General features: G+C 66.4%; 21 protein-coding genes and 2 tRNA genes. 8 read left to right on the top strand and 15 right to left on the bottom strand.

What is annotated here, in order from left to right:
* The first annotated feature begins 132 nt into the window (after nucleotides 1-132).
* Nucleotides 133-1,113 carry a UDP-glucose 4-epimerase GalE gene (gene galE, locus Pla123a_RS12190; RefSeq protein WP_146587291.1) on the top strand — a complete coding sequence of 327 codons (981 nt, stop codon included), beginning with the start codon at nucleotides 133-135 and terminating at the stop codon, nucleotides 1,111-1,113.
* A 593-nt stretch (nucleotides 1,114-1,706) separates the two neighbouring features.
* Here the strand turns inward: galE and Pla123a_RS12195 are convergent.
* A tRNA-Gly gene (locus tag Pla123a_RS12195) sits at nucleotides 1,707-1,777 on the bottom strand.
* 298 nt (nucleotides 1,778-2,075) lie between these two features.
* Between Pla123a_RS12195 and tdh the strand changes: the two genes are divergently transcribed.
* Both tdh and kbl read left to right on the top strand, forming a co-directional pair.
* On the top strand, nucleotides 2,076-3,104 hold the full coding sequence (tdh, locus tag Pla123a_RS12200; RefSeq protein ID WP_146587293.1) for an L-threonine 3-dehydrogenase: 1,029 nt from the start codon (nucleotides 2,076-2,078) through the stop codon (nucleotides 3,102-3,104).
* A 45-nt stretch (nucleotides 3,105-3,149) separates the two neighbouring features.
* The gene (gene kbl, locus Pla123a_RS12205) at nucleotides 3,150-4,331 is read left to right on the top strand and encodes a glycine C-acetyltransferase (RefSeq protein WP_146587295.1); all 1,182 of its coding nucleotides are present in this window, start codon (nucleotides 3,150-3,152) and stop codon (nucleotides 4,329-4,331) included.
* A 9-nt stretch (nucleotides 4,332-4,340) separates the two neighbouring features.
* Here the strand turns inward: kbl and Pla123a_RS12210 are convergent, their stop codons facing one another.
* The 3 genes from Pla123a_RS12210 to Pla123a_RS12220 are packed head-to-tail and all read right to left on the bottom strand — an operon-like array spanning nucleotide 4,341 to nucleotide 10,401.
* On the bottom strand, nucleotides 4,341-5,774 hold the full coding sequence (locus tag Pla123a_RS12210; protein WP_315852879.1) for an L-serine ammonia-lyase: 1,434 nt from the start codon (nucleotides 5,772-5,774) through the stop codon (nucleotides 4,341-4,343).
* A gap of 51 nt (nucleotides 5,775-5,825) precedes the next feature.
* Nucleotides 5,826-7,322: a DUF1501 domain-containing protein gene (locus Pla123a_RS12215; RefSeq protein WP_146587297.1), complete on the bottom strand. Its 1,497-nt coding sequence runs from the start codon at nucleotides 7,320-7,322 to the stop codon at nucleotides 5,826-5,828.
* Between the two features lie 49 nt (nucleotides 7,323-7,371).
* Nucleotides 7,372-10,401 carry a PSD1 and planctomycete cytochrome C domain-containing protein gene (locus tag Pla123a_RS12220; RefSeq protein WP_231956426.1) on the bottom strand — a complete coding sequence of 1,010 codons (3,030 nt, stop codon included), beginning with the start codon at nucleotides 10,399-10,401 and terminating at the stop codon, nucleotides 7,372-7,374.
* A 236-nt stretch (nucleotides 10,402-10,637) separates the two neighbouring features.
* On the opposite strand from Pla123a_RS12220, the gene Pla123a_RS12225 reads away from it, so the two are divergent.
* On the top strand, nucleotides 10,638-11,864 hold the full coding sequence (locus tag Pla123a_RS12225) for a C25 family cysteine peptidase (RefSeq protein ID WP_197527904.1): 1,227 nt from the start codon (nucleotides 10,638-10,640) through the stop codon (nucleotides 11,862-11,864).
* A 125-nt stretch (nucleotides 11,865-11,989) separates the two neighbouring features.
* Here Pla123a_RS12225 and Pla123a_RS12230 read toward each other — a convergent pair whose 3' ends face one another.
* The 5 genes from Pla123a_RS12230 to Pla123a_RS12250 form a co-directional block, all read right to left on the bottom strand.
* Nucleotides 11,990-12,688 (bottom strand): hypothetical protein, encoded by a 699-nt coding sequence (locus Pla123a_RS12230; RefSeq protein WP_146587303.1) that lies wholly within the window; start codon nucleotides 12,686-12,688, stop codon nucleotides 11,990-11,992.
* Between the two features lie 140 nt (nucleotides 12,689-12,828).
* Nucleotides 12,829-13,008, bottom strand: a complete 180-nt coding sequence (locus tag Pla123a_RS12235; protein ID WP_146587305.1) for a hypothetical protein — start codon at nucleotides 13,006-13,008, stop codon at nucleotides 12,829-12,831.
* 189 nt (nucleotides 13,009-13,197) lie between these two features.
* Nucleotides 13,198-13,554 carry a hypothetical protein gene (locus Pla123a_RS12240; RefSeq protein WP_146587307.1) on the bottom strand — a complete coding sequence of 119 codons (357 nt, stop codon included), beginning with the start codon at nucleotides 13,552-13,554 and terminating at the stop codon, nucleotides 13,198-13,200.
* Between the two features lie 294 nt (nucleotides 13,555-13,848).
* Nucleotides 13,849-14,031 carry a hypothetical protein gene (locus tag Pla123a_RS12245; protein ID WP_146587308.1) on the bottom strand — a complete coding sequence of 61 codons (183 nt, stop codon included), beginning with the start codon at nucleotides 14,029-14,031 and terminating at the stop codon, nucleotides 13,849-13,851.
* Between the two features lie 464 nt (nucleotides 14,032-14,495).
* On the bottom strand, nucleotides 14,496-15,407 hold the full coding sequence (locus tag Pla123a_RS12250) for a sugar phosphate isomerase/epimerase family protein (protein WP_146587310.1): 912 nt from the start codon (nucleotides 15,405-15,407) through the stop codon (nucleotides 14,496-14,498).
* 166 nt (nucleotides 15,408-15,573) lie between these two features.
* On the opposite strand from Pla123a_RS12250, the gene icd reads away from it, so the two are divergent.
* The 3 genes from icd to Pla123a_RS12265 all read left to right on the top strand — a co-directional run bounded on the left by icd (nucleotide 15,574) and on the right by Pla123a_RS12265 (nucleotide 20,050).
* A complete protein-coding gene (gene icd / locus Pla123a_RS12255) occupies nucleotides 15,574-16,818 on the top strand; it encodes an NADP-dependent isocitrate dehydrogenase (RefSeq protein ID WP_146587312.1) in 1,245 nt (414 codons plus the stop codon).
* Between the two features lie 58 nt (nucleotides 16,819-16,876).
* Nucleotides 16,877-17,716, top strand: a complete 840-nt coding sequence (locus Pla123a_RS12260) for a ZIP family metal transporter (protein ID WP_231956412.1) — start codon at nucleotides 16,877-16,879, stop codon at nucleotides 17,714-17,716.
* Nucleotides 17,717-17,863: 147 nt separating this feature from the next.
* Nucleotides 17,864-20,050 carry a serine/threonine protein kinase gene (locus tag Pla123a_RS12265; protein WP_146587316.1) on the top strand — a complete coding sequence of 729 codons (2,187 nt, stop codon included), beginning with the start codon at nucleotides 17,864-17,866 and terminating at the stop codon, nucleotides 20,048-20,050.
* Between the two features lie 118 nt (nucleotides 20,051-20,168).
* Here the strand turns inward: Pla123a_RS12265 and Pla123a_RS12270 are convergent.
* The 5 genes from Pla123a_RS12270 to Pla123a_RS12290 form a co-directional block, all read right to left on the bottom strand.
* Nucleotides 20,169-20,241, bottom strand: a tRNA-Asn gene (locus tag Pla123a_RS12270).
* A gap of 86 nt (nucleotides 20,242-20,327) precedes the next feature.
* A complete protein-coding gene (locus Pla123a_RS12275) occupies nucleotides 20,328-20,756 on the bottom strand; it encodes an ATP-binding protein (protein ID WP_146587318.1) in 429 nt (142 codons plus the stop codon).
* Nucleotides 20,757-20,904: 148 nt separating this feature from the next.
* Entirely contained in the window at nucleotides 20,905-21,258 is a 354-nt protein-coding gene (locus Pla123a_RS12280) for an STAS domain-containing protein (protein ID WP_146565035.1), read from the bottom strand.
* 114 nt (nucleotides 21,259-21,372) lie between these two features.
* Nucleotides 21,373-21,666, bottom strand: coding sequence for a hypothetical protein (locus tag Pla123a_RS12285; RefSeq protein WP_146587320.1), 294 nt, complete (start codon nucleotides 21,664-21,666; stop codon nucleotides 21,373-21,375).
* A 285-nt stretch (nucleotides 21,667-21,951) separates the two neighbouring features.
* Complete coding sequence (locus tag Pla123a_RS12290; RefSeq protein WP_146587321.1) at nucleotides 21,952-22,239, bottom strand: hypothetical protein; 288 nt, start codon at nucleotides 22,237-22,239, stop codon at nucleotides 21,952-21,954.
* Between the two features lie 178 nt (nucleotides 22,240-22,417).
* Between Pla123a_RS12290 and Pla123a_RS12295 the strand changes: the two genes are divergently transcribed.
* Nucleotides 22,418-24,004, top strand: coding sequence for an AMP-binding protein (locus tag Pla123a_RS12295; protein WP_146587323.1), 1,587 nt, complete (start codon nucleotides 22,418-22,420; stop codon nucleotides 24,002-24,004).
* A 54-nt stretch (nucleotides 24,005-24,058) separates the two neighbouring features.
* Here the strand turns inward: Pla123a_RS12295 and Pla123a_RS12300 are convergent, their stop codons facing one another.
* A complete protein-coding gene (locus tag Pla123a_RS12300) occupies nucleotides 24,059-24,907 on the bottom strand; it encodes a hypothetical protein (protein ID WP_146587325.1) in 849 nt (282 codons plus the stop codon).
* Nucleotides 24,908-25,104: the final 197 nt, after the last annotated feature.

Below are 25,104 nucleotides of genomic sequence, written 5' to 3' on the forward strand. Positions count from 1 at the left end.
CGAGAGCAACGATGGGGGCAGGCGTCGGGACGCCGATCGACTATGCTGAGGGCTCACGGGGAAGTGGCCGGCACACGTCCTTCGCGCCGCTCCTGGGCCCTCCCCCACCACCCTCCCTGCGCCCTAGCGAAAATGAACATCCTTGTCACCGGCGGAGCCGGCTACGTTGGTTCCCACGCCGTTAAGTGCCTAACCGCCAACGGCCACAATGTCTGGGTCTACGACAACCTGGTCTACGGCCACAAGGCCGCCGCGCCCGCCGACCGCCTGGTCGTGGGTGACCTGCACGAGTCGGAAAAGCTCGTCAAGCTCTTCAAGGAGCACGACATCGAGGCGGTGATGCACTTCGCCGCCTACGCGTTTGTCGGCGAGTCGGTTACCGACCCCGCCAAGTACTACCAGAACAACGTGGTGGGCACGCTCTCGCTGCTCGACGCGATGCGGGAGTGCGGCGTCAAGAAGATCGTCTTCTCCAGCACCTGCGCCACCTACGGCGTTCCCCAGCAGGTGCCTATCCCCGAGGACCACCCGCAGTCGCCGATCAACCCCTACGGCTACACGAAGCTGGTGATCGAGCGGGCGATGGAGGACTACCGCCACGCGTACGACCTCGGCTACGCGGCCCTGCGGTACTTCAACGCCTCGGGCGCGTCGGCGGACGGATCGATCGGCGAGGACCACACGCCGGAAACCCACCTCATCCCGCTAGTGCTCGACGTAGCGCTCGGCAAGCGGGAGTCGATCACGGTATTCGGCACGGACTACCCCACGCCCGACGGGTCGTGCATTCGCGACTACATCCACGTCGACGACCTGGCCGACGCCCACCTGGCGGCGCTCAAGCAGCTCGAGCCCGGCAAGTCGCTCAAGCTGAACCTCGGCACCGGCCGCGGCATGAGCGTCAAGGAAGTGATCGGGATCTGCGAAGACGTGACCGGCAAGAGGATCGCCACGGTGCTCGGCGAACGCCGCGAGGGCGACCCGCCCGAGTTGGTCGCCAACCCGCAGACGGCCGAGGACGCGATCGGCTGGAAGGCGAAGCGGTCGATGCGTGAAACCATTGAGTCGGCCTGGGCGTGGCACTCGTCCCACCCCGACGGCTTCGCCGACTGACCCCTGCTCCGTCGTCGGGCGAATTACGACGCCGGCTGGGGCGGTGATGGCCGTCTGGGCCGACGAGGCGTTTTGTGTGGCTGGCGCTGTTGGTTGGTTCTCGCGGCTTTCTTGTAGAGACGCGCCGCCGGCTGTGGTCAAATAGCCGGTATCAACCGGCGGTTGTTTGGCGCGGCGGCGGTGTCCGAATCGCGGGCCGTCCCTGGCTGCTGCGCGGTAGGGAAACCGGCTTCGTTGTCGCCGCTGGGTCTTGTCCGGTCGATCGCCCCAGAGGCGTTCCAGTGAGGGGCGCCGGTGGACAAAACCCTCCAGGGCGTTTTGATGCCGTGCCAGGACAGACTGCTACAGAAGCGTGAAACGAGCAGCGGGGAAAAGCCCGGGCGGGGTTTTGTCCCCTCCGCGAGAGTTCTCGGACAAAACCCAAATGGTCCAGCAACACAGTGGTCCAGCAACACAGTGGTCCAGCAACACAGTGGTCCAGCAACACAGTGGTCCAGCAACACAGTGGTCCAGCAGCCTAAGTAACCCAGAAGCCCTAGTAACCCAGACGAGGGCGGGCGGGAAAGCCGAGAAAGAGGCCTGAGAAAAAGCAGAGCGGGTGAAGGGAATCGAACCCTCGCCTAAAGCTTGGGAAGCTTTCGTTCTACCATTGAACTACACCCGCTGAGTCCCCAAATTGTACTTCCGCCGGGCCTGGTAGAAAAGCACCTGCCACCGCTCCCCGCGATTTGTCGCGGGTTTGTGGCGACCGGACACGCGGGTCAGCGCGACTGGGGCGTGACGGCCAACTGCCGTCTGAGTCGTTGATAAACTCTACGGGCGTGCACCAATTGCTGGCGCCGATTTTTTCACTGTTTCAAAGTCCTCGCTGCCAAAACATCTGAAACGCCTTACCGTTTGGCGGTATTGGTAAGTGCCCTCTCGCGTTCCTTCCACTTCCCCCTGCCGGCCCCCCAGATCAAGTGAAAGCCCTCGTCAAGAAGCACGCCGAGCCCGGCCTGTGGCTCGAGGACGTCCCCGAACCAACCATCGGCATCAACGACGTGCTGATCCGGGTCCTCAAGACCGGCATCTGCGGCACGGACGTCCACATCTACAAGTGGGACCGCTGGGCGCAAAAGACCATCCCCGTGCCGATGGTGGTCGGCCACGAGTTTGTGGGCGAGATCGTCGAGATCGGCTCGAACGTCAACGACTTCAAGATCGGCGACCTCGTCAGCGGCGAGGGGCACGTCGTGTGCGGCCGCTGCCGCAACTGCATGGCGGGCCGCCGGCACCTGTGCCGGGTCACCAAGGGCGTTGGGGTCAACCGGCCCGGGGCGTTCGCCGAGTACCTCTCGCTGCCGATGACCAACGTCTGGCGCCACCACGACGGCGTCGACCACGATGTGGCGGCGCTGTTCGACCCGCTCGGCAACGCGGTGCACACGGCCCTCTCGTTCCCGGTGCTGGGCGAGGACGTGCTGATCACCGGCGCGGGGCCGATCGGCATTATGGCCGCCGCGGTCGTGCGTCACGCCGGCGCCCGGCACGTTGTGATCACCGACGTCAACCCGCACCGCCTGGCGATTGCCGAGCAGGTCGGCGTCACCCGCGCGGTCGACGTCCGCAGCACCACCTACCCGGAGATCCAGGCCGAGCTCGGCATGCTCGAGGGTTTCGACGTCGGGCTCGAGATGTCGGGCAACCCGGCCGCGTTCCGGGCGATGCTCGCCAACATGTGCCACGGCGGCAAGATCGCGATGCTCGGCATACCCGACGAGGAGATCGCCATCGACTGGAACGAGGTCGTGTTCAACATGCTCACGATCAAGGGCATCTACGGCCGCGAAATGTACGAGACCTGGTACAAGATGAGCGTGATGATCGACAGCGGCCTCGACATCGGGCCGGTCATCACCCACCGCATGCCGTTCACCGATTTCCAGCAGGGCTTCGACGTCATGTGCTCGGGGCAGTCGGGCAAGATCATCCTCGAATGGTCCGAGTAGCACGGGCCACAACCGCCAACCAACTTAGCTCAGGAAGACCAGACTTTGTCCGCACCGACCGACAGCGTCCAGCAGACCCTCAGTGAGATCCGTGAAGCCGGCCTGTACAAGAGCGAGCGGCTAATCGAGTCCCCGCAGCGCGCCCACATCACCGTGGGCGCCGACGAGGTGCTCAACATGTGCGCCAACAACTACCTCGGGCTGGCCGACCACCCCGACATTATCCAGGCGGCGCACGACTACCTCGACCGCTGGGGGTACGGCCTGTCGTCGGTGCGGTTTATCTGCGGCACCCAGACCTGTCACAAGGAGCTCGAGCAGGCGGTTAGTGAGTTCCTCGGCACCGAGGATACGATCCTCTACTCGTCGTGCTTCGACGCCAACGGCGGGCTGTTCGAGACCCTGCTCGGGCCCGAGGACGCGGTGATCAGCGACGAGCTGAACCACGCCTCGATTATCGACGGCGTGCGGCTCTGCAAGGCGAAGCGGCTCCGCTACAAGACCTGCGACATGGACGACTTGCGGACCAGGCTGCAGGAGGCCGACGCCGCCGGCGCCCGCACCAAGCTGATCACGACCGACGGCGTCTTCTCGATGGACGGCAGCGTCGCCCGGCTCGACCAGATCTGCGACCTGGCCGACGAGTACAACGCGCTGGTGCACTTCGACGACTGCCACGCCACCGGCTTCTGGGGTCCCACCGGCCGCGGCACGCACGAGCACTGCGGTGTCGTGGGACGGATCGACATCACCACCAGCACGTTCGGCAAGGCGCTCGGCGGCGCCAGCGGCGGCTACACCAGCGGCCGCCAGGAGATCATCGAGCTGCTGCGGCAGCGGTCGCGGCCGTACCTTTTCTCCAACACCATCGCGCCGCCGATCGTCGGCGGCTCGCTAGCGGCGCTGAAGCTCGCGCAGGAGTCGAGCGAGCTCCGCGATCACCTCAAAGAGAACACCGCCTACTTCCGCGAGGCGATGAGCTCCGCCGGGTTCGATATCCTGCCGGGCGAGCACCCGATCGTGCCGATCATGCTCGGCGACGCGAAGCTCGCCGCGGCGCTGGCCGACAAGCTCCTCGGGCTCGGCGTGTACGTGATCGGCTTCTCGTACCCGGTGGTGCCGATGGGCAAGGCCCGGATCCGGGTTCAGATCTCCGCCGCCCACAGCCGCGAGGACCTCGAGGGCGCGGTCGAGAAGTTCAAGCAGGCCAAGGCGTCGCTCGGCTAGGGCAGGCGGCTAGCACTCGCTGACGTTCACCGGGATCTGCACGGCGAGGCCCCCTTCGGAGGTCTCCTTGTACTTGTCGCTCATGTCCCGGGCGGTGTCCCACATCGTGCGGATCACGGCGTCGAGCGGCACCCGCGCGTCGGCCGCGTCGCGACCGATGGCGAGCCGCGCGGCGGTGATCGCCTTCACGGCGCCGAACACATTGCGTTCGATGCACGGGATCTGCACCAGCCCGCGGATCGGGTCGCAGGTCATGCCCAGGTGGTGCTCCATGGCGATCTCGGCCGCGGCCGCCGCCTGGCGGGGCGTCCCGCCGAGGCCCTCGGCGAGCGCCGCCGCGGCCATCGCCGACGACACGCCGATCTCTGCCTGGCAGCCCCCCAGCGCCGCCGAAATCGTGGCGTTCTTCTTGAACAGGCAGCCGATCTCGGCGGCCGTCAGCAGGAACCGCCGTCGGGCGTTCTGGTCGGCGCCGCAGAACAGCCGGTAATACAGCAGCACCGCCGGGATCACGCCGGCCGCGCCGTTGGTCGGAGCGGTGACCACCCGGCCGAAAGCGGCGTTCTCCTCGTTGACCGCCAACGCGAAGCAGCCGACCCAATCGAGCACGGTCTGGAAGTTGGCCGACGCCGTGTCGATGGTGTCGAAGAAATCGCCGTGCTCCGGGAGGGCGCCGCCCAGCAGCCGCTCGGCCGTGTCGGCCGCCCGCCGCTTTACCCCCAGCCCGCCGGGCAGCACGCCGTGGGCCCGGCAGCCCCGCAGCACGCACTCCACCATCGTCCTTTCGATGCGGTCGAGTCCGGCCTCGACGTCGGCCTCGCTCCGCCAGGCGAGCTCGTTCTGCAGCACCACGCCAGAGATCGGCAGCGAGGCCGCATCGCAGTGCGCAATCAGCTCGGCCGCCGTGTCAATCGGATAAGGAAGCGAGGCGACGTCCGCGCACTCTTGTTCCCCATCACAGACGACGAACCCGCCGCCGACGGAGTAGTAGGTCTCACACCGCGTGGAGCCATCGCTGAGGGTCGCCGTGAACCGCAGGCCGTTCGGGTGCGCTGGCAGCTGCTCGTCGCGGCGGAAATGAATAGCGGCCGCCGGGTCGAAAGCGATCGCCTGTTCGCCGCCGAGATCGAGCGAGCAATCGCTCTTGATACGGGCGATCACCGCCGGCAGGTCTTCGGTCGGGAAGGTCTCGGGGTCGGCGCCGGTCAGGCCCATCTGCACGGCGATGTCGGTCCCGTGCCCCCTGCCGGTCTTGGCGAGCGAGCCGTAGAGGTCAACCTGGACCCCGGTTACGTCCTGCATTTCGGGGCCGAGCGACTCGACAAACCGCTGACCGGCCCGCCAGGGCCCCAAGGTGTGCGAGCTCGATGGCCCGACGCCCACCTTCAGCATGTCAAACACGCTCAGCGGCGGCTGCCGGGGCGCAACGGGGGTTTGGTCCAACAACAACTCCTCCGACCCGCCTGTCGGTGCACAATGCGGCGTACGCGGCCGCTACCCAACGACGCCGCGGATCACGTGGGCCTCTTCGACGCCGGTCAGCCGCTGGTCGAGGCCGCGGAACTTGAAGGTTAGCTGCTTGTGATCGATGCCTAGCTGATGGAGGATCGTAGCATTCATGTCGCGGATGTGCACGGCGCCGTCCTCGAAGCGGGTGGTGGGCTGACCCGACGCGTCGACGATGTTGCAGCCGTAGTCACAGGTCTGGCCGTACACGGTCCCCGGTTTGACGCCGCCGCCGGCCATCCACATCGTGAAGCAGCCGGGGTGGTGGTCGCGTCCGTACTCGGTGTCGCTGAGCGTGCCCTGGCAGTACGACGTGCGGCCGAACTCGCCGCCCCAGATCACCAGCGTGTCGTGCAGCAGCCCGCGTTGCTTGAGGTCCTGCACCAGCGCCCACGCCGGCTGGTCGACGTCGCGGCACTGATTGGGCAGGTCCTTGGGGATCTCCAGGTGCTGGTCCCAGCCGCGGTGAAAGATCTGCACGAACCGCACTCCACGCTCGGCCATCCGCCGCGCCAGCAGGCAGCTCGCCGCAAACGTTCCCGGCGTGTGCACTTCCGGTCCGTAGAGCGAGGTGACCGACTCCGGCTCGTCGGCGATGCTGGTCAGCTCGGGGACCGAGGTCTGCATCCGGAACGCCATCTCGTACTGGGCGACCCGGTCGAGCGTGTCGGCGTGCCCGGCGGCCTCGTGGTGACGTCGGTTGAGCTCGGCCAGCCCGTCGAGCATCCGCCGCCGGTCGGCCGGCGCGACGCCCTGGGGGTTGGAGAGGAACAGCACCGGATCGCCGCTCGATCGGAGCGACACGCCCTGGTGCGTGCTCGGCAGGTACCCCGAACCCCACAGCCGATTGTATAGCGCCTGGGCTTCCTGGCGGCCGGTCCAGGTGGGCGTCATCACCATGAACGCCGGCAGGTCCTGGTTCTCGGCACCCAGCCCGTAGCTGAGCCACGCGCCGAGGCTCGGCTTGCCGGGCAGCTGATCGCCCGACGTGATGTAGGTAATCGCCGGGTCGTGGTTGATGGCCTCGGTCCAGAGCGAGCGGACAATGGCGATTTCGTCGGCCATGCTGGCGGTGTAGGGCAGCAGCTCGCTGACCCACGCGCCCGCCTGGCCGTGCTGCCTGAACTTGTACTTCGACGGCGCGATCGGGAACGCCGACTGACCCGAGGTCATGGTCGTGACCCGGGTGCGGAGCACGGGCGAGCCGTCCTCGTACTTCTCGTTGCGGAGGTCTGCCCTGAACCGCTCGCGCAGCTTCGGCTTGTAGTCGAACAGGTCCTGCTGCGATGGCGCGCCGGCCATGAACAGGTAGATCGCCCGCTTGGCCTTCGGCGCGATGTGGGTGAGCGACGTCGCCGGCGAGCCCGCGGCGGACGGCGTCCCCGCCAGCGACGCCAGCGCAGCCGTGCCGAGCCCAACCGCGCCCTGGTTCAGGAAGGCGCGGCGGCTCTGCAGCAGCAGGTGCTCTCGGATCGGGTCGGGCATAGGTCGTTCGGGGACGAAGGTTGCTTGAGGGCCTCGCGGCCCGCTACTACTACTCGTTCACCAGCACTTCGTCGAGGTTCAGCACCGTGTTGGCGACCAGCGTCCACGCGGCGACAACCTCGGCGTTCACCTCTGCTCGTCGGGGCGTCGTGCCGGTTGCCACCAGCTCGCTAGCGGCCTCGGGGTCGGCCGCGTACCGCTCGTGCGACCGCTCGTACAACCCGACAAGGGTTGCCGACTCGTCGCTGGTTGGAGGCCGCAGCGTCGCCAGCTCAAACAGCTCGGCCGCCACCGTCTGCGGCGCCGCGTCGCGCGGCTGCTCGGCCAGGCAGCGTTCAGCCAGGGCGCGGGCGGCCTCGACAAATTGGTCTTCGTTCATCAGTAGCAGCGCCTGCAGCGGCGTGTTGGTTCGCTCGCGGCGTACGGTGCAGCTCTCGCGCGAGGGCGCGTCGAGGATGGTCATCTGCGGCGGCGGCGCGGTCCGCTTCCAGAACGTGTACAGGCTGCGGCGGCGCCCAGCGCGGGGCGAACTGTCGGCCTTGAACAGGTTGGTGTTCGACCCGGTGTAGGCGACCGCCTTCCACAGGCCGTCGGGCTGCGGCGGTTTCACCGAAGGGCCGCCCAGCTCGTGGACCAGTTGCCCGCTGATCGCGAGCGACTGGTCGCGGATCACCTCCGCGTCGAGTCGCCGCCGCGGCCCGCGGGCCAGGAGTCGGTTGCCGGGGTCGGCCTGGGCTGCTTCGGGCCGCGCGTCGGACGACTGCCGGTACGTGCGAGACAGCACAATCATTCGGATCATATGCCGCAGGTCCCAGCCAGACTCACGGAACTCGACCGCCAGCCAGTCGAGCAGTTCTGGGTGGCTTGGGTAGGCGCCCTGAATGCCGAAGTCGTCGGCGGTCTCGACGATGCCGATTCCGAAGAATTGCTGCCACAGCCGGTTGACCGTCACCCGGGCGTGCAGCGGGTGCTCGGGCGAGATCAGCCACTGGGCGTACCCCAACCGGTTGGCTGGCGCCCCCGCGGGCAGCGGGGGCAAGAACCCAGGAACCGTTCGACTCAGCGGTCCACGCTGCTCGTCAGGGGCATCGTACTGCCCCCGCAGCAGGACGTACGCCGGCTTCGGCTGATCGGTCTCACGCATCACGAGAGTAGTGGGGATGTCGGACCGGAGCTGAGCGAGTTGGTTGGCGACCTCTCTCATCTGCTCGACGGTCCGCTGCAAGCCGACGTCCTGGCTGACGGCCAAGCGGTAGTGCCGCCGCACCGCCAACCGCTGTTCCGGCGTGCGTTCGCTCTCAGTAACCGCCAAAGCCGCGGCGACTCCCGACGGCAAGGCGCCGACCCGCGCGTCATCGGCCCACTCGAGTACAAAGGCGGCGGTCCGATCGCTGCCTTCATCGCCGCCGGGCGTCACAAGCTTGACGAGCAGCTCGTTGGCGCCCTCCTTAAGGTCTAGCGAGACCTCGACTGGCGGCGAGTCGAGCGCCCCCTCCTTCTTCAGCGTGTTGTGGATCCGCTTGCCGTTCAGCAGCACTGCGAAGCCCCCCCGCACGCGGAATCGGGCGACAACCTTGGTCGGCTCGGCGGCGGTTACCTCGCGGTGCAGGTAGTTCAGCGCCACGCGGCCGGCGAGGTCCTCGTGAACACGGCCGTCGATCCACTCCGGGTGGGGACGCCAAGCGGCCCGCTTGGCGCGGCGGGCATCGTAGTCGGCAGAGAGATCAACCGCCGCCCCCTCCGGGCCGAAGTCTTGCGACGTCAGGTACCGCATCGGCCCGAAGAACGGGCCGACCTCGCTCCAGACTGAAGCCGTCACCGGGGGCGCATCGCCTGACTCGCGGAGCGACTCGGCCCAGTCGCGTTGCTCCTGCTCCAGCACCTCGTCGTCGCGGAGCAGTCGCTGCTCGAGCTCGCGAATCTCCCCACGAAGCCGCTCGATAGCTGCCGACTGCGCACGGGTCGGGGCGAAGATCGACGGCGCCGTGTCGCGGGCGTTCTGGTCCATGGCGGGGCCGTCGATGCTGTTGAAGAACGCGTAGCTGGCGTAGAAGTCTTGCTGCGAGATCGGGTCGTACTTGTGGTCGTGGCAGACGGCGCAGCCCATTGTCAGGCCGAGGAACACCGAGCCGGTCGTTGATACGCGGTCGACCACGTTGCGGACCTCGACCTCAGCATCGATCGACCCGCCTTCGCTGGTCGAGACGTGGCAGCGGTTGAACCCGGTGGCGATGATGTCGTCGAGCGTCGGGTTCGGCAGCAGGTCGCCCGCCAGTTGTTTCACAACGAACTCATCCCACGACAGGTTCTGGTTGAATGCCTCGATTACCCAGTCGCGGTAGCGCCACATTTCGCGGTAGTTGTCGAGGTGCAGGCCGTGGGTGTCGCCGTAGCGGGCGGCGTCGAGCCACTGCCGCGCCATGTGCTCGCCGTAACGGGGTGAGTCGAGCAGGCGATCCACTACCCGCTCGTAGGCGTCCTCTCGCTTGTCGGCCAGGAACTCGGCGACCTCGTCGGGCGTCGGCGGCAGACCGATGATGTCGAGGTAGGCGCGGCGGATCAGCTTGCGGCGGTCGGCCACGGGGGCCTGCCCGCAGCCGAGCTCGGCGAGACCAGCGACGATAAAGGCATCGATGGGCGTGTCGACAACCGCACCAGCAGGCGCCACTGGCAGGGTGGGCCGGACCGGCGCAACGAAGGCCCAGTGGTCCTGGTACGGGGCGCCCGCGTCGATCCAGCGGGCGAGCGTCGCCTGCTCTTCGGGGGTAAGGCTCTTGCCGCTGTCCACCGGGGGCATCCGCAGGGCGGCGTCGCTCGTGTTAATCCGGGCGACAAGCTCGCTCGCCGCGGCGTCGCCCGGCGTGATGGCATGGACGCCCTGACGTAGCTGCTCGATCGCCGCGTCACGCACATCGAGCCGCAGGTCAGCGGCACGGTTCGCCTCGTCGGGGCCGTGACACGCGAAACACTTGTCCGCCAGGATCGGCCGGACGTCGCGGCTGTACTGGAGCTGGCCAAGGGACGCGGCTTCGGCGAACGCCCCCCACAGGAGTACGGCGGCAATCGCGTGCGGCTTCATACCAGTCACCAATCGGCTGCCTTGAGGATAGCGAGGAGAGCGCGGCGGGGACGCTAGCTCACATCTTAGCCGGCCCACCGTGCATGGTCCAACTGGCGATGACGGCAATCTACGGCAGCGACCCGATGCTGGCAGCACGGCAGCCACCCCCGCGATACCCGCCTAGCCTCGTTCGAGCGTTCTCCCTACAGTTCCCGCAGACCCCCTCACCCCGCAGCTCTGCCCCGACTGGTACGATGCGCTCGTTTTTTCTTGCCCTCTGCAGCTGGAGCCTGATCTCTCCGACGGCACTTGCCGCCGGCGTGCTGGTGCTCTCGCCGGTCGAATTGCAACCGGGCCTGCAGCGGTGGATCGAGTTCCGCACGGGACAGGGCTGGGAGGTCACGACCGCTGCCCCGCTTAACTCAGCGGAAGCTATGGCGGGGCAGATTGCCGCAGCGGCCAAGCAGAGCGAGAGCCTAGCGTGCGTCGTTCTGATCGGCGACGCGGCGGCCCCCCACACCCGACTAGCGGCTGCTTCGCCCACCGCATACCGCCCATCGGTCGTCAGCGGTGTCTACAGCGGCGAGGCCCACATCGCCACCGACAACCCGTTTGCCGATCTCGACGGCGACGACGCCCCCGAGCTCGCGATCGGCAGGATACCCTGCTCATCGCCGGCAGAACTGGCCGGGTACCTGGACCGCGTGATCGCCTTCGAGTCGGCCTTAGAGCCGCGGCCGACCAACCTCAACATCGTGGCGTCTCCGGGGCGGTTCTCGCCACTGATCGATTCCATGATTGAATTCACAGCTGAGCAGGCGCTGCGGCAACTCACCCCGACCGGGAGCGAACTCAAGGCGATCTACAATTCGCCTGCGAGCCCCCACTTCCCCAAGACGCCGTTCCGCAACGCGTTGCTGGCTGGCCTCCGCGAGCCGGCGCTCGCCTGGGTCTACCTGGGCCACGGTTCGACCTGCGGCCTGGACCGCGTCGAACCTCGGGCTCACGCCCACCGGATCCTGCACTGCGTGGACCTGCCCCGTACCGACGCTCCGACGCCGGGCCCCGTCTTTGCCGCGATGCTGGCCTGTGAGACCGGCCGCATTGACGCCCCCGCCGAGTGCCTGGCGGAGTCGATGCTGCTGTGCCCACGGGGTCCGCTGGCGGTGCTCGCCAGTTCGCGTGTGTGCATGCCGTACGGCAACAGCGTGCTCGGCATCGAGCTGTTGAACTGCCTGTTCGAGCCGGGCAAATCCGAGTCGCTGGGCGAGTGCGTCCGGGAGGGCAAGCGGCGGGCACTTCGGGACGACTCGAAACTGCCGCTCCGCAAATCGGTCCGGCAGATCGGACTTGGGCTCTCGCCCAACGCCGACGCCCTCGACCAAGAAGTCGTCGAGCACGTGCAGATGTACAACCTGTTGGGCGACCCACTGCTGCGGGTCAAGCAGGTCGCCCCCCTGCAGACGCACTCGGCCGACTAGCCACCGGCGGCGCGTCCACCGACGCGGCAGAGTCGCCGGCGCAACGAAAAAACCCCGACCCAGTGTTTCCACGGGGCCGGGGCTGAAAGCTAACCTAGTTTACTGCAACGAGTCGCAGCTCCACCTCAGACGAGCCGGCGGCGGCCAAGGGCCAGCAGCAGGCCGAATGCGGCGACCGAGATGGTCGACGGTTCGGGCGTCATCTGTCCCGTGATCGAGATCACGCCGTCGCGAGCCATGCCGAAGGTGTTGGTAAAGGCCGTGTCTGTCGCGGTGTAGGAGAAGCTGACTTCGTCCTGGAACGACATGCCCGGCAGAGACTGACCGATCACCGAGCCGGTGCCGACCACGCTGAAGATCTCGAAACCTGGCCCCGGAACGATCCGGGTGGCGCTGAGCGTGTCGAACGAGATACGCAGGTACGCATCCCCGGCTGCTCCGTCGCCAGTGCCAACCCACCAGACGAACTCGTTGGTGCCGCTGAGGGTCAGGTTGGTGGTCCCAACCGGGAGGCTGGCCGGTGCGCTCTCGATGAGCAGGTCGGCGTAGATCCCGTCCGGAGGGGTCATCCAGGAACCGAGTAGCGGGCCGCCGGCCACCTTAAAGCTGGCCAGGTCGGCGTCGTCGGCCTTGCCGGTGTCCATCTCCCCACTGGGGTTAAGGACGTCCGCGGCGTCGTCGACGATTTTGCCTTCGCTGCCTTTGTACTCGAGGTCAACACCAGCGATGTTGACGTTGAGCAACGCGGCGGAAGCCTGTCCCGACACAATCGCCAGGACGGTAAGAGCTGCTGCCGCAGGCAGGAAGCTAAAGGTTCGTTTCATAATTCTTATCCTTTCAGGGTCGCCCGGCTCGGCGGCTTTCAAGCGGCCAAACGGACCAACGTTGTCAATCAAGTAAGCTTCTTCACCAACGTGGCCCGCTGGCGGGCCTTCGACTCTCGCGGAGAGGTTCCCCGGCTTATTCACCACGACACCCGCTTGTTGCGTCGTTGGTGGATGCCGTTAGAAGAGTTGGCCTTCCGAGAGCCCCGCGAACGACTACGGTCGACATTCGTCGACTTGGCGTTCGATCGCGTGGGTCGTTCCACGCCGCCCTTGCGGTCGCGGAACTCGTCGAATGCTTCTGAGCCAGCTGACGCCATGGCTTAGACCCTCGTATCACCTAAGTTGCTTTACATTCCTCGGAGCAGTCCCTTGCTCACCGGGTCGCGAACCAAACGCGAGGAAACCCGGCGGAGTGTTGAATCAAGTTGTCGGAATCGGATGCATTGGCTCCCCCGGGTACCTAACTCTTACTTCGCCGCCATGAGCGTCACGGTCGTCCTGCGGGATCAGACCGAAGCCCCCAGCGTGTCTTGTTTTGATTTACGCTCGTGCAGACGCCGCGCTTCCGCGCAGGCGGTTGACAGGCTGTCCCAGTCCGCCACGCCCGGCACGTAGAGCCAGGCGCCGTTCTGCCGGGCCCACAATTCGGTCTCAGGGTCGGCCCGCCGGTCGTAGGCGATGACCAACCCGCCCGACGCACCGTTCAAGATCCGGAACAGGTCGGACAAGAGTTGCCGATGTAGGGTCGGGGCGATGTCAACAATCGCGAGCCCGAAGCAGTGCAGGAACGCCCGGCGGAGCGAGTCGCGGGGATCGTCGCTGGACGCGCAATCCCAACCCGCTCCGCTAGCTGCCCGTTGCATGCCTTCGATGAAGGCATCCTCCCTGCTAACAAGCAGACACTTCCCTGCGAAACCCGCGGTCCGCCGTCGTGCGTTGCGACGCCCCTCCGCGGACGTCCGCTTCGCGTCGTGCGCTGTTTGCAAAGGACTCATTTGGAAATACCTCGTACGTAAACAAGAATTCGCCAGCTGAAGCACTCGGCAGACGGCCCCGGGGGGGACGGTGGGGCGTGTTGAGCCCCCTTTGCCCCGAGCGCTGCGCCCCCTTTGGCGGCAGCGCTGGCAGTCTTCAGCCGGCCACTCCATCCGGCTGGATCACCACGCCACCTTCCGACGGCGGCGACGGTGGATGCCGTTGATAGACTGTGGCGCCTTGCCCCGGGTGCGGCCGCGTTGTGGACGCTGCGTCTTCGACCCGTTCGGACGCCGACGGCTGCCCGCTTCGAATCCCTCGCCGTACTCAAAACCGCCCTGCTCGTACAGTTGCTCGTTGCTCATTGCCTCGCTCCTTTGGTTGAGAGACACCTACCGATGAAGCGCACCGCATCCGCGGTCGCGCCAAGATTCATACTGCGGCTGCACGAAGCACAGCCGTGGCTGGGGTCCCTTTAAAGCGAGAGGCGTGCCAGAAGTGGCGCCGCCCCGCAGGGAGCGGCCGCAAGCACCAATGGTTAAACAAGTTGCGACCTGGAGAATTCCAGTAAGCCTCAGCGGAGTCCCGATGGACGCCTCCCCAAAGCAGTGATGCGGCCGGCCGAAAAGATTCCGCAAGTGCTTTAAATTAAACGAGTTACGGCGACTTTCACAATACGTGTGAGCCCTCATCACAATGGTGAAGCAGCGTCGGGTAACGTCGCCAAGTAGGAACCAGCGGCAGAACGACGGCTCACCAAACGAAAACAGGGCCGAACGCACGGAGCGTCCGGCCCTGGGGGGCGTATTTAATTGTCGCGGCTGGCGTCCTAGGCGACGCTGGTCCGCACGCGTTCGAGCAGAGCCTTAGTCTGGCGGATTCCTTCGTACTCGTCCCCGTCGCCTTCCCACTCGATGCCGACGTAGCCGTGGTAGCCGGCGTCCAAGACGATCTGCATCATGCGGAAGTAGTCGATATCGACCTCGTTGCCCTCGTCGTCGAACCGCTTGGTCTTCGCCGAAACCGCTTTGGCGTAGGGCATCAGCTGCTTGACGCCCAAGTAGCGGTCGTAGGTCTCGCCGCCGCCAATGTTGAAATTGCCAAAATCGGGCAGCGTGCCGACGTTCGGTCGCCCAACCCGCTTCATGACGCCCGCGAGCCACTTGCCGTTGGACGACAGCCCGCCGTGGTTCTCGACCAGGACGTTCATTCCCCGCTCATCGGCAAACTCGCCCAGCCGGCTCAGGCCGTCGGCGGCCAGCTTCTGCTGCTCCTCGAACGAGCCCGAAGAGGCCGCATTCACGCGAATCGCGTGGCAGCCGAGGAATTTGGCCGCTTCGACCCAGCGGTAGTGGTTCTCGACCGCCTGGGTCCGCTTCTCGTCCGACGGGTCACCAAGGTTGCCCTCGCCGTCACACATGATCAGCACGCTGCGGACCCCGTGGTCGTCGCAGCGGGTCTTGAGTTCGGTGAGGTAGTCGTGGTCCTCGGCCTTGTCCTTGAAGAATTGGTTGACGTACTCGACCGCCTCGATGCCGAACTCCTGCTTCGCAACCACCGGGAAATCGAGGTTCTCCATTTTCCCCCCGAATAGGGTCTTGTGGAGTGACCACTCGGCAATGGAGATCCGGAAGGCAGGCTCGGCGGCCTCGGCCCCCGAGGCAGACAGGCAGGTCGCGGCGCCGTAGCCCGCAACCGCGGTCGCCAGGAATCCACGGCGGTCCAAATTCATCATAGACATTACAGCCCCTTGTGAATCAGTAGGTAAGTCGGTCCTCAAAGCCTCGCCATTCTGCCTGAATGGGCGGCGGCACGCAAATACGCGACCCATTGACCGCTTGCGTCCGACCCGACCAAAATCGTGGCTTCCTAAGCCAATTTAAGATGCCAACCCGAGGTCTTTTGCGATGCCCGAAGTTGCCGGCCAGCCCATCACCATGAAGGACGGCTGCCTGACCGTCCCCGATACCCCAGTCGTCCCGTTCATCGAGGGTGACGGCACCGGCCCGGATATCTGGCGGACCAGCAAACGCGTGCTCGACGCGGCCGTTGAGAAAGCGTACGGCGGCTCGAAGCAGATTGCGTGGCTCGAGGTGCTGGCCGGGCAGAAGGCGTTCGACCAGACCGGGGAATGGCTGCCGGACGCCACGCTCGACGCCTTTCGCGAGTACCTGGTCGGCATCAAGGGCCCGCTGACCACCCCGGTGGGTGGCGGAATCCGGTCGCTGAACGTGGCGTTGCGGCAGATCCTCGACCTGTACGTCTGCCTGCGTCCGGTCCAGTACTTCGCTGGGGTCCCTTCGCCGGTCAAGCAGCCGGAGCTCACCGACATGGTGATCTTCCGCGAGAACAGCGAGGACATCTACGCCGGCATCGAGTTCGAGAACGGCTCGGACGACTGCGACAAGCTCAAGACGTTGCTCTCCGAGGCCTTCCCCGACCGGTGGAAGAAGGTCCGCTTCCCGGACACGGTCGGGCTGGGCATCAAGCCGGTCAGCCAGGAGGGCACCGCCCGGCTGGTTAAGGCCGCCATCCAGTACGCCATCGACAACGACAAGGAGTCGGTCACGCTAGTGCACAAGGGCAACATCATGAAATTCACCGAGGGTGGATTCCGTGATTGGGGCTACGAGTGCGCCAAGGAACAGTTCGGCGCGACCGAAATCGACGGCGGACCGTGGTGCAGCTTCAAGTCGCCCAAGAGCGACAAGGAGATCATCGTCAAGGACGTCATCGCCGACGCGATGCTGCAGCAGATCTTGACCCGCCCCGCCGAGTACGACGTGATCGCCACGCTGAACCTCAACGGCGACTACATCTCGGACGCGCTGGCCGCCTGCGTCGGCGGCATCGGCATCGCGCCGGGCGGCAACATCAACTACGACTCCGGCCACGCCATCTTCGAGGCGACCCACGGCACCGCGCCGAAGTACGCCGACCAGGACAAGGTCAACCCGGGCAGCGTGACGCTCTCCGGAGAAATGATGCTGCGTTACCTCGGCTGGACCGAGGCCGCCGACCTGATCATCAAGGGCCTGAACGGGGCGATCGCCGCCAAGACCGTCACCTACGACTTCGAGCGGCTGATGGAGGGCGCCACCCTGCTCAAGTGCAGCGAGTTTGGCGACGCCATCATCAAGCACATGAACTGATCGCCGGCCTCTGGCTGGAAGCTACCCGGCCACGCCCCACCGCGGGGCGTGGCTTTTTTTGTCCCCCTACGCAATCGACTCCGCGATGATCGAGTGGCTCTCTGAACTCTCCCCCGTCTGGCAGGCGCTGCTCGCCGGTACCGGCACCTGGCTGGTGACCGCCATTGGCGCGGCGTTGGTGTTCGGCTTCGTCGGCGTCAGCCGCAAGCTGATGGACGCCATGCTCGGCTTCTCCGGCGGCGTGATGCTGGCCGCCAGCTACTGGTCGCTGCTCGCCCCGGCGATCGAGATCGCCGAGCAGACCGGCGGGATCAAATGGCTGCCGCCCGCGATCGGCTTCCTGGCCGGCGGCGGCGTGCTGTGGGCCATCGACAAGGTGCTGCCCCACCTGCACCTGTACCTGCCGGTCGACCAGGCCGAGGGCCTGCCGACCTCGTGGCGGCGGTCGGTGCTGCTGGTGACGGCAATCACGCTGCACAACATCCCCGAGGGGCTGGCGATCGGCGTCGTGTTTGGCGGCGCCGCGATGGGCATCCAGGGCGCCACGGTCGAGGCGGCCATCGCCCTGGCGGTCGGCATCGGCATCCAGAACTTCCCGGAGGGCGTCGCGGTGGCGATGCCGCTCCGGGCGGAGGGGATGAGCCGCATCAAGTCGTTCTGGTTTGGCGCCGCGTCGGCGCTGGTCGAGCCCCCCGCCGCCGTCCTCGGCGCCGCCGCGGTGTTCTACGCGCGGCCGATCCTGCCGTACGCCCTGAGCTTCGCGGCCGGGGCGATGGTGTTTGTGGTAGTCGAGGAGCTGATCCCCGAGTCGCAGCAGAAGGGCAACGCCGACCTGGCGACCGTCTGCCTGATGGTCGGCTTCGTCGTGATGATGGTGCTGGACGTCTCGCTGGGCTGACGCGCGAACGGCGCTGAGCTTCCGCAAAAATGCGGTCGACCCCAAATCCGCCTTGGCCGCGGCGGCGGGCAAATGCCGGGAGCTTTGCGGTCGCCGGCTAGCTATAATCGGGCGTTGAACCGCCGTCGCCCGCCCTGAGCCTCTCTCGTGTTCTCTCCGCTACCAACCAGCCACCCCAGATCTCCCGCCGCGCACATGACGTGGGCGTCGCGGACGGTCGCGGGGACGGTGGTCCGCACGCGGCGGTTCCTGTCGCGTGAGTTGTGGGTCTGGCCGATCATTGCCGTGCTGCTGCTGGTGGGGATCGGCTGGGGCGTCCACGGTTCTATCGAGCGGACGATGGAGGCCAACCTAAAATCAGAGCTGCAGACCCTGCTCGACGTCGAGGTGGCGATGCTCCGCACCTGGTTGACCTCGCAGGAAACCAACGCCAAGAGCACCGCCAGCGACACCGACGTGCGGCAGCTCGTCGGTCAGATCGTGGCGCTCAACGCCAGGAACGACAACGACCCGGTCGCGGCCGCCGACCTCGCCGCGCAGCTCTCCCAGCAGCTCCAGCCGATGCTCAACGCGCACGACTACAGCGCGTACTTTGTGGCGACCCGCGAGCAGGTCCTGGCCTCCGGTCGATCGGAGGTGATCGGCCGCCCCGTTCCGAGCGAATTCCGGCGCGTCTTCGAGCGTGTCTACGACGGCGAAACCACCGTCACGCCCCCCTACGCCAGCCTGCTGCCGCAGCGCGACCCGTCGGGCCGCGAGCTGCTGGGCGTGCCGGTGATGAACGTGCTCGCGCCCTTGGTAGATGACAACCTGCAAACCATCGCGGTGCTGGCGCTGCAGCTCCGACCAGAGAAGGACTTCACGCGGATCCTGCAGATCGCCCGGCTGGGCGATTCCGGCGAGACCTACGCCTTCGACGCCAACGGCCTGATGCTTTCCAACAGCCGCTTCGGCGAGGATCTCGTCCTGCTCGGGTTGCTGCCCGACCTGCCACGGTCGGAGTCGATCCTGCAGCTGCTGGTCCGCGACCCCGGTGGAGACATGACGCGCGGGTACCGCCCTGGCGTTCGTCGGGCAGAGCTGCCGCTCACAACGATGGTAGAAGAGGCGGTGGCAGGTCGGCCCGCCGCCAACGTGTCTGGCTACCGCGATTACCGCGGCGTCCCCGTGGTCGGCGCGTGGACCTGGCTGGATCGCTACAACTTCGGCGTCGCCACCGAGGTCAACTACTCCGAGGCGTTTCGCCCGTTAACCATCCTTAAACGCACCTTCTGGGGGCTGCTTGCGCTCTTGGCGGCGAGTTCGGTGGCGATTTTTGTCTTCACCCTGCTGGTCGCCCGCGCGCAGCGCCAGGCCCGCGAGGCCGCCATCGAGGCCCGCGAGCTCGGGCAGTACAAGCTCGAGGAGAAGCTCGGCGAGGGGGCAATGGGCGTGGTGTACCGCGGCCGCCACGCGATGCTCCGCCGCCCGACCGCGATCAAGCTGATCGACGCCGACAAGGTCACGCAAACTTCTATCGAGCGGTTCGAACGCGAGGTCCAGATCACCAGCAACCTGAACCACCCCAACACAATCGCGATCTACGACTACGGCCGCACCCCCGAAGGGGTTTTCTACTACGCCATGGAGTACCTCGACGGCATCGACCTGCAGTCGCTGGCCGAGAAGTACGGGCCGCAGCCTTCCGGGCGGGTGGTGTACATCCTGCGGCAGATCTGCGGCTCGCTGTTCGAGGCCCACTCCTCGGGACTCGTGCACCGTGACATAAAGCCCGCCAACGTGATGCTTAACCGTCGGGGCGGCGAAGGTGACGTCGTCAAGGTGCTCGATTTCGGCCTGGTGAAGGACCGCGACGACCGCAGCGCGCGGAACGGCGGCATGGCCGGCACGCCGCTCTACATGTCGCCCGAGGCGGTGCAGACGCCCGACGCGGTCGACGCCTGCAGCGACCTCTACTCGGTTGGGGCGGTCGGCTACTTCCTTGTGACCGGCAAGCCGGTGTTCGAGTCGGACGACCTAGTGACGCTCTGCCGCCAGCACGCGGTCGAGCCGCCCACGCCGCTGTCGACGCGGCTCGGCAAGCCGGTCCCCGCCGACCTCGAGCACGCCATCCTCTCGTGCCTGGAGAAGGACCGCGCCCGGCGGCCGCAAACGGCTCGCGACCTCGCGAACATGCTCGCGGGCTGCGAGTGCGCGGGCGACTGGAGCGTCGACCGGGCCGACATGTGGTGGGGCCGCCGGGAACGCGGCGTGCCCCCGGAATCCAAAGAGCCCCCCCAACCGCCCACTGCGGGGAAGACTCAGTCCAACCTTGACCAGACGATCGACCTGTAGTCGGTCGCGGGGTCTGTGGAGCGCCACGTGGCAATTGGCGGTCCCGAATCCCCGAGGGCAAAAGACCAGGCGCCCAAAGAAAAAGCCCGCACCAGAGACTGGAGCAGGCTTAGGGAAGCTCCCCCGGTAGGACTCGAACCTACGACAAAGCGGTTAACAGCCGCTCGCTCTACCAACTGAGCTACAGGGGATCGCTTAGCAGGCGGGCGGGGCCGCCTGCGGAACATTAATATTACCCAGGCCCTGATTTTCCATCAAGAGGACCCGCCGAGAGGTCCTAAGTTGAGTCTGTGTCGCGGGTTTTCTCCATGATTATGCAGTTGCCCGCCTCGTTGTGCTCGACCCGCGTCATGTAGGCATTAATCAGCATCATCCCGCGGCCGCCGTGGCAGGCAAGGCCCTCGGAGGTGGTGCAATCCGCGACCTTTTCCGGCTGGAAGCCTTGGCCCTCGTCCTTGATGCGGATCCAGAACGCCTGGTCACTCAGCTTGCACTCGACCTCGACGGTCTTCTGCTCGTCCAGCTTGTTGCCGTGGCGGATGGCGTTAGAGAGCGATTCTTCCAGCGCCATCTGCACGCCGAAGTAGTCTCGGCCATCCCAGCCGTGGTTCTTGAGCTCCGCGAGGATCTCGTCCATCAGCGGCAGGTGGGCGCCCCGCTGGCTGGCAAGGGTCGCTTCGGTAGTCCAGGCCCAGTTGTCACCCACAGGGGAAGACCTCAAGCAAGCTGCGGCGGTTCGCGTGATCAGCGGATTAGCTTGGCGTCTTGCCGGGAACGAGGGTCGGGTCGTGACTGCCTCTTCCAATTATAGCACCGGCCAGTCGACGCGGACCAAACGGCCCGGCGCCGGTCGCCTAGAGGACGGCGAGCGCGTCCGCCTCGTCGTCCTTGATCTTGAAGAGCTTGGTCAGCTTCGTGATCGCGAAGACCTCGTAGATCTCCGGACGGATATTCGTCAGAATCAGCTCCGCCCGGTGATTCTTCACCTTCTTCTCGAAGCTGATCAGCTTGCCGAGGGCCGCACTGGAAAGGAACTCGACATTCGAGAAATTGAGCACGATCTTCTTGCGCTCTTCCCGTTCGACCAGGTCGAACAGCTCCTGCCCCAGCTCTTGGATTTCCTCTTCGTCGATGATCTTCGAGTCGGCAAACGTCACCACAGTGACCGACCCCGACTCGCTGAGCTTGACGCGACGAAATGTGCTCATCTCGACCTGCAACTTCCACCGTTCATGACGTAAACCGACTGGCGCAATGCCTTTCGGACGATCATAACGGGAGGGGCGCGAGTGTCAAGCGACCCGCCGCGGCAGGCCATGCTGCTAGTCGGGCTTTTTCATCGCCAGGCTGTGCAGGATCAGCACCGACCCGACCGACATCAGACACCAGCCCAGCCACTCCGGCGGGCGGACCGTCTTCTTGGCGCCCGGCGCCAAGACCCCCCCGCCGGCGATCGCCAGCGTCGGCGGCGAGTCGCCCTGCGCCACCGCGGTCGGCTTGGCCAGCATCTGCGTCACCTCGGGCGTCAGCACGAAGGACGACACCATCCGCATCTGGACGCCGATCAGCACCAACAGGATGCCCGCGAAGAAGTACTGATTGCGATTAAGTTCCATGGCGCCGCCCGCCTTTCCTCGCTTACGAGGGTCTTCCGTGGAGGACTGCCCAGCCGACACCGGCGGGCGGCGCGCGACGCGAGAGATCCGGTCACGCTCCACTCAAGTTCATCGACCGCCGGCGGCTCCCGACGCGAACCCGAGATAAAGAGTAGCGTATAGCTGGAACTTAACGCCCGTGCTGGCCGTCGCGGTGGGAGCGGTTGCGCGGGTGGGCCGCCGGGCGCGGGTTACCCGGGCTCCGATTACTCGGCCGCGGGGCGGGTCACTCTGCTGCAGCTCGGGTCAGTCTGCTGCAGCGTCAGGAAGGATCTGGTCAACCGCCTCGAACACGGCGGCCTTCTTAAGTTCCTCGTCGCCCGACTTGAAGACCGCGGCCGCGACCTCGGGGTGATCGGCCCAGTCGCTCGGCCCGTAGCCGCGGATGTCGACATACGTGTCGTGGAGCGTCAGCGAGGTCTTCGCCGCGACGTGCAAACCCGAGTCGGTCCGCAGCACGTGGTAGCTGCCGGCCAGGTGGTACAGACCGAAGCCGGCCGCAACGCCCAAGAGAAACGCGTAGATCTTACCCATCGGTCATGCTGCCTGAGCGGTTTGAAGCGGATATCGGGCTAGGTTGGGCGGTCGGCCGCCACTATTCTCTTAGGGGGCCTCACTGGCGTCCTCGACGATCCCCAAGCCCGCAGGGCCGCCGGGCGTTTGCGCCGGAGCCCCGAATGTCATTCCTCTAGTCTAGCCCGATATTGCCGCGATGATTCCCCCCCGTGCCATGATCCGTGCGTGCCGGCGTGCGAGCTCCCGCTGGAAGATCGCCGATTCGACCGGCTCGCAGCTGACCGGCAGCGAGGTGCTGCTGCGGTCGCTGGTCCTCCGCCGGATGCTCCGCCGCGAGGTGCTGGCCAACGACGAGCTTTACGTCGGGGTGCTGCTGCCGCCGTCGCTCGGCGGGGCGGTGGTCAATGCGGCCCTAGCGCTCGACCGCCGTGTCACCGCCAACCTGAACTACTCCGCCACCTCGGCGGTGATGAACAAGTGCATCAAGAAGGCGGGCATCCGGCACGTGCTAACCAGCGAGAAGCTGCTCAGCAAGCTCGACCTCGACCTCGACGCCGAGGTGGTGTGCCTTGAGGACCTGAAGGACAAGGCGACCGCCGCCGACAAGCTGCTGGCCGCTGTGGCGACCTACGCCACGCCGGCCGGCCTGCTCGACAAGATGCTGGGGCTCGACCGCGCTTCGGAAGACGACGAGCAGACCGTGCTGTTCACCTCCGGCTCAACCGGCGACCCGAAGGGCGTTGTGCTGACGTACCGGAACGTCGCGACCAACGTGTACGGCATGGGGAAAGCGATCCACCTCACCGAGCGGGACGTGCTGCTCGGCATCCTGCCGTTCTTCCACGCGTTCGGCTACACGGTCACGCTGTGGGGCCCGCTGATGCTCGACGTCAACGCGGCCTACCACGTCAACCCACTCGAGGCGCGGCAGGTCGGCAAGCTGGCCGCGACGCGCGGCGCGACCATCCTGCTCAGCACGCCGACCTTCCTGCGCTCGTACCTCAAACGCTGCTCGGTCGAGGACTTCAAGTCGCTTGAGATCGTGGTGGTCGGAGCTGAGAAGCTGCCGCAGGAGCTGTCGGACAAGTTCGAGGCCAAGTTCGGCGTCCGGCCGATCGAGGGCTACGGCGCGACGGAGCTCTCGCCGCTGGTGTCGGTCAACATCCCGCCGACCCGCGCCATGAGCGACGAGGACGGCTGGGTCGAGGGGAGCGTCGGCAAGCCGCTGCCCGAGGTCGAGGCTAAGATCGTCCACCCGGAGACCTTCGAGCCACTCCCGCCCGGCGAGGACGGCATGCTGCTGATCACCGGCCCCAACCTAATGAAGGGCTACTTCAACGACGACGCGAAGACCTCCGAGGCCGTCCGCGACGGGTGGTACGTCACCGGCGACATCGCCAGGCTCGACGAGCGTGGGTTTATCCACATCACAGGCCGCCAGAGCCGGTTCTCCAAGATCGGGGGCGAGATGGTCCCCCACGTCACGGTGGAGGAGGCGATTCAGGAGTTCGTCGCCACCGACGACGACGAGAGCGTGCTGGCGGTGGTCTCGGCCGTGCCGGATGCCAAGAAGGGCGAACGCCTGGTCGTGCTCCACCTGCCGATGGCCAAGACGCCCAACGAAGTCCGGACACACCTCACACAGCAGGGACTCCCCAACCTGTGGATCCCGTCCGCTGACAGCTTTGTGCCGGTTGAGGAGCTGCCGCTGCTCGGCTCTGGCAAGCTCGACCTCAAGAAGCTGGCCCAGCTGGCGCTTGAGCTGAGCCCGCCGCGGGACTAGCGCGCCACGGGACTAACGCGCCGGGCCATTCCCGATGTCGCAGGCCGCCGATGCCTAGCGCGACGCATCTTCACCCGGCTGCTGCAGCTTGGCGAGCTGGACCGCCTCGTCCGACCGAAGGGTCGACGCCAGCTTGGCCGCGGTCTGCCGGCACAGGTCCGCCAGTTCTAGCCGCGTCTTCTCGTCGACCTTGTCGAGCCGCTGCGTCAAGTTTAGCAGGCCGTCGGGCCGCTGTTCGGCGGTCCGTGAGAAGGTCGAGACAAACTTCATGGTCTCGGTGAAGTTGTGGTCGGCCGACTTCACCAGCAGTGGCTTGAGGGTCTTGGCCAGCAGGTCGGCGCCGACGTTTTCGAACCGGACGAACGAGTCGAGCCGGGCGGTGACGTACGTGCGGCCGTTGGTCTCGCGGCGCGAGGCCGAACGGAGCAGCAGCACGCAGTGGGCGTCGATCGCGTCGGGCATGGGTCCCGCCTGGTAGCGGCCGTCGGCAAACACCACCACGGTGTTGCGGCAGTCGGGCTGGTAGTCGGCGTGCATCACCCGCAGGGCCCCCTCGGCGCCCGCCTGGTCGGCGGCCTGGAAGACGTCGTCGGGGCGCCGGACCAGCGACAGGTTGCTGACGCCCATCAGGTTCCAGACGTTGACCACGACTTCCGGGTGCTGCGACAGGAAGTTGAACACCTCCGGGTCGCAGTCGAAGGCGTGCGTCGGGGACCGTCGGAAGAGGCTCGCCTTGCGGACCACGTACTGGGTCATCCGCTGGTCCTGGCGGGAGAGCTTGGCCCAGGGGATCTCCTTGAGCGCCTGCTCCCTGGCGGACCGGCTCGAGGTCGCCTCTGCCGAGTACTCTTCGGCGTGCGCCGACCCGGCGGCCGCGCAGAGCGCAGCGGCGACGAGCAGCAATAAGATGGCCTTCGGCGTAGCGATACGAACCGTCCGCTGCGCGCAATGCGTCACACTCAACGCCATGAATATCCCCCCGGATGGCGCCCTGCTGAGGCGTAGCGAAAAGGCCGAAAGAATCAAACACGCTGACCTTGACGCATCTGGTAGTGGTTTCGGCGCCCGGCCTGCCAAGCCGTGAGGCAATCCTCAGACCC

The organism is Posidoniimonas polymericola (assembly GCF_007859935.1).
GTDB lineage: Bacteria > Planctomycetota > Planctomycetia > Pirellulales > Lacipirellulaceae > Posidoniimonas > Posidoniimonas polymericola.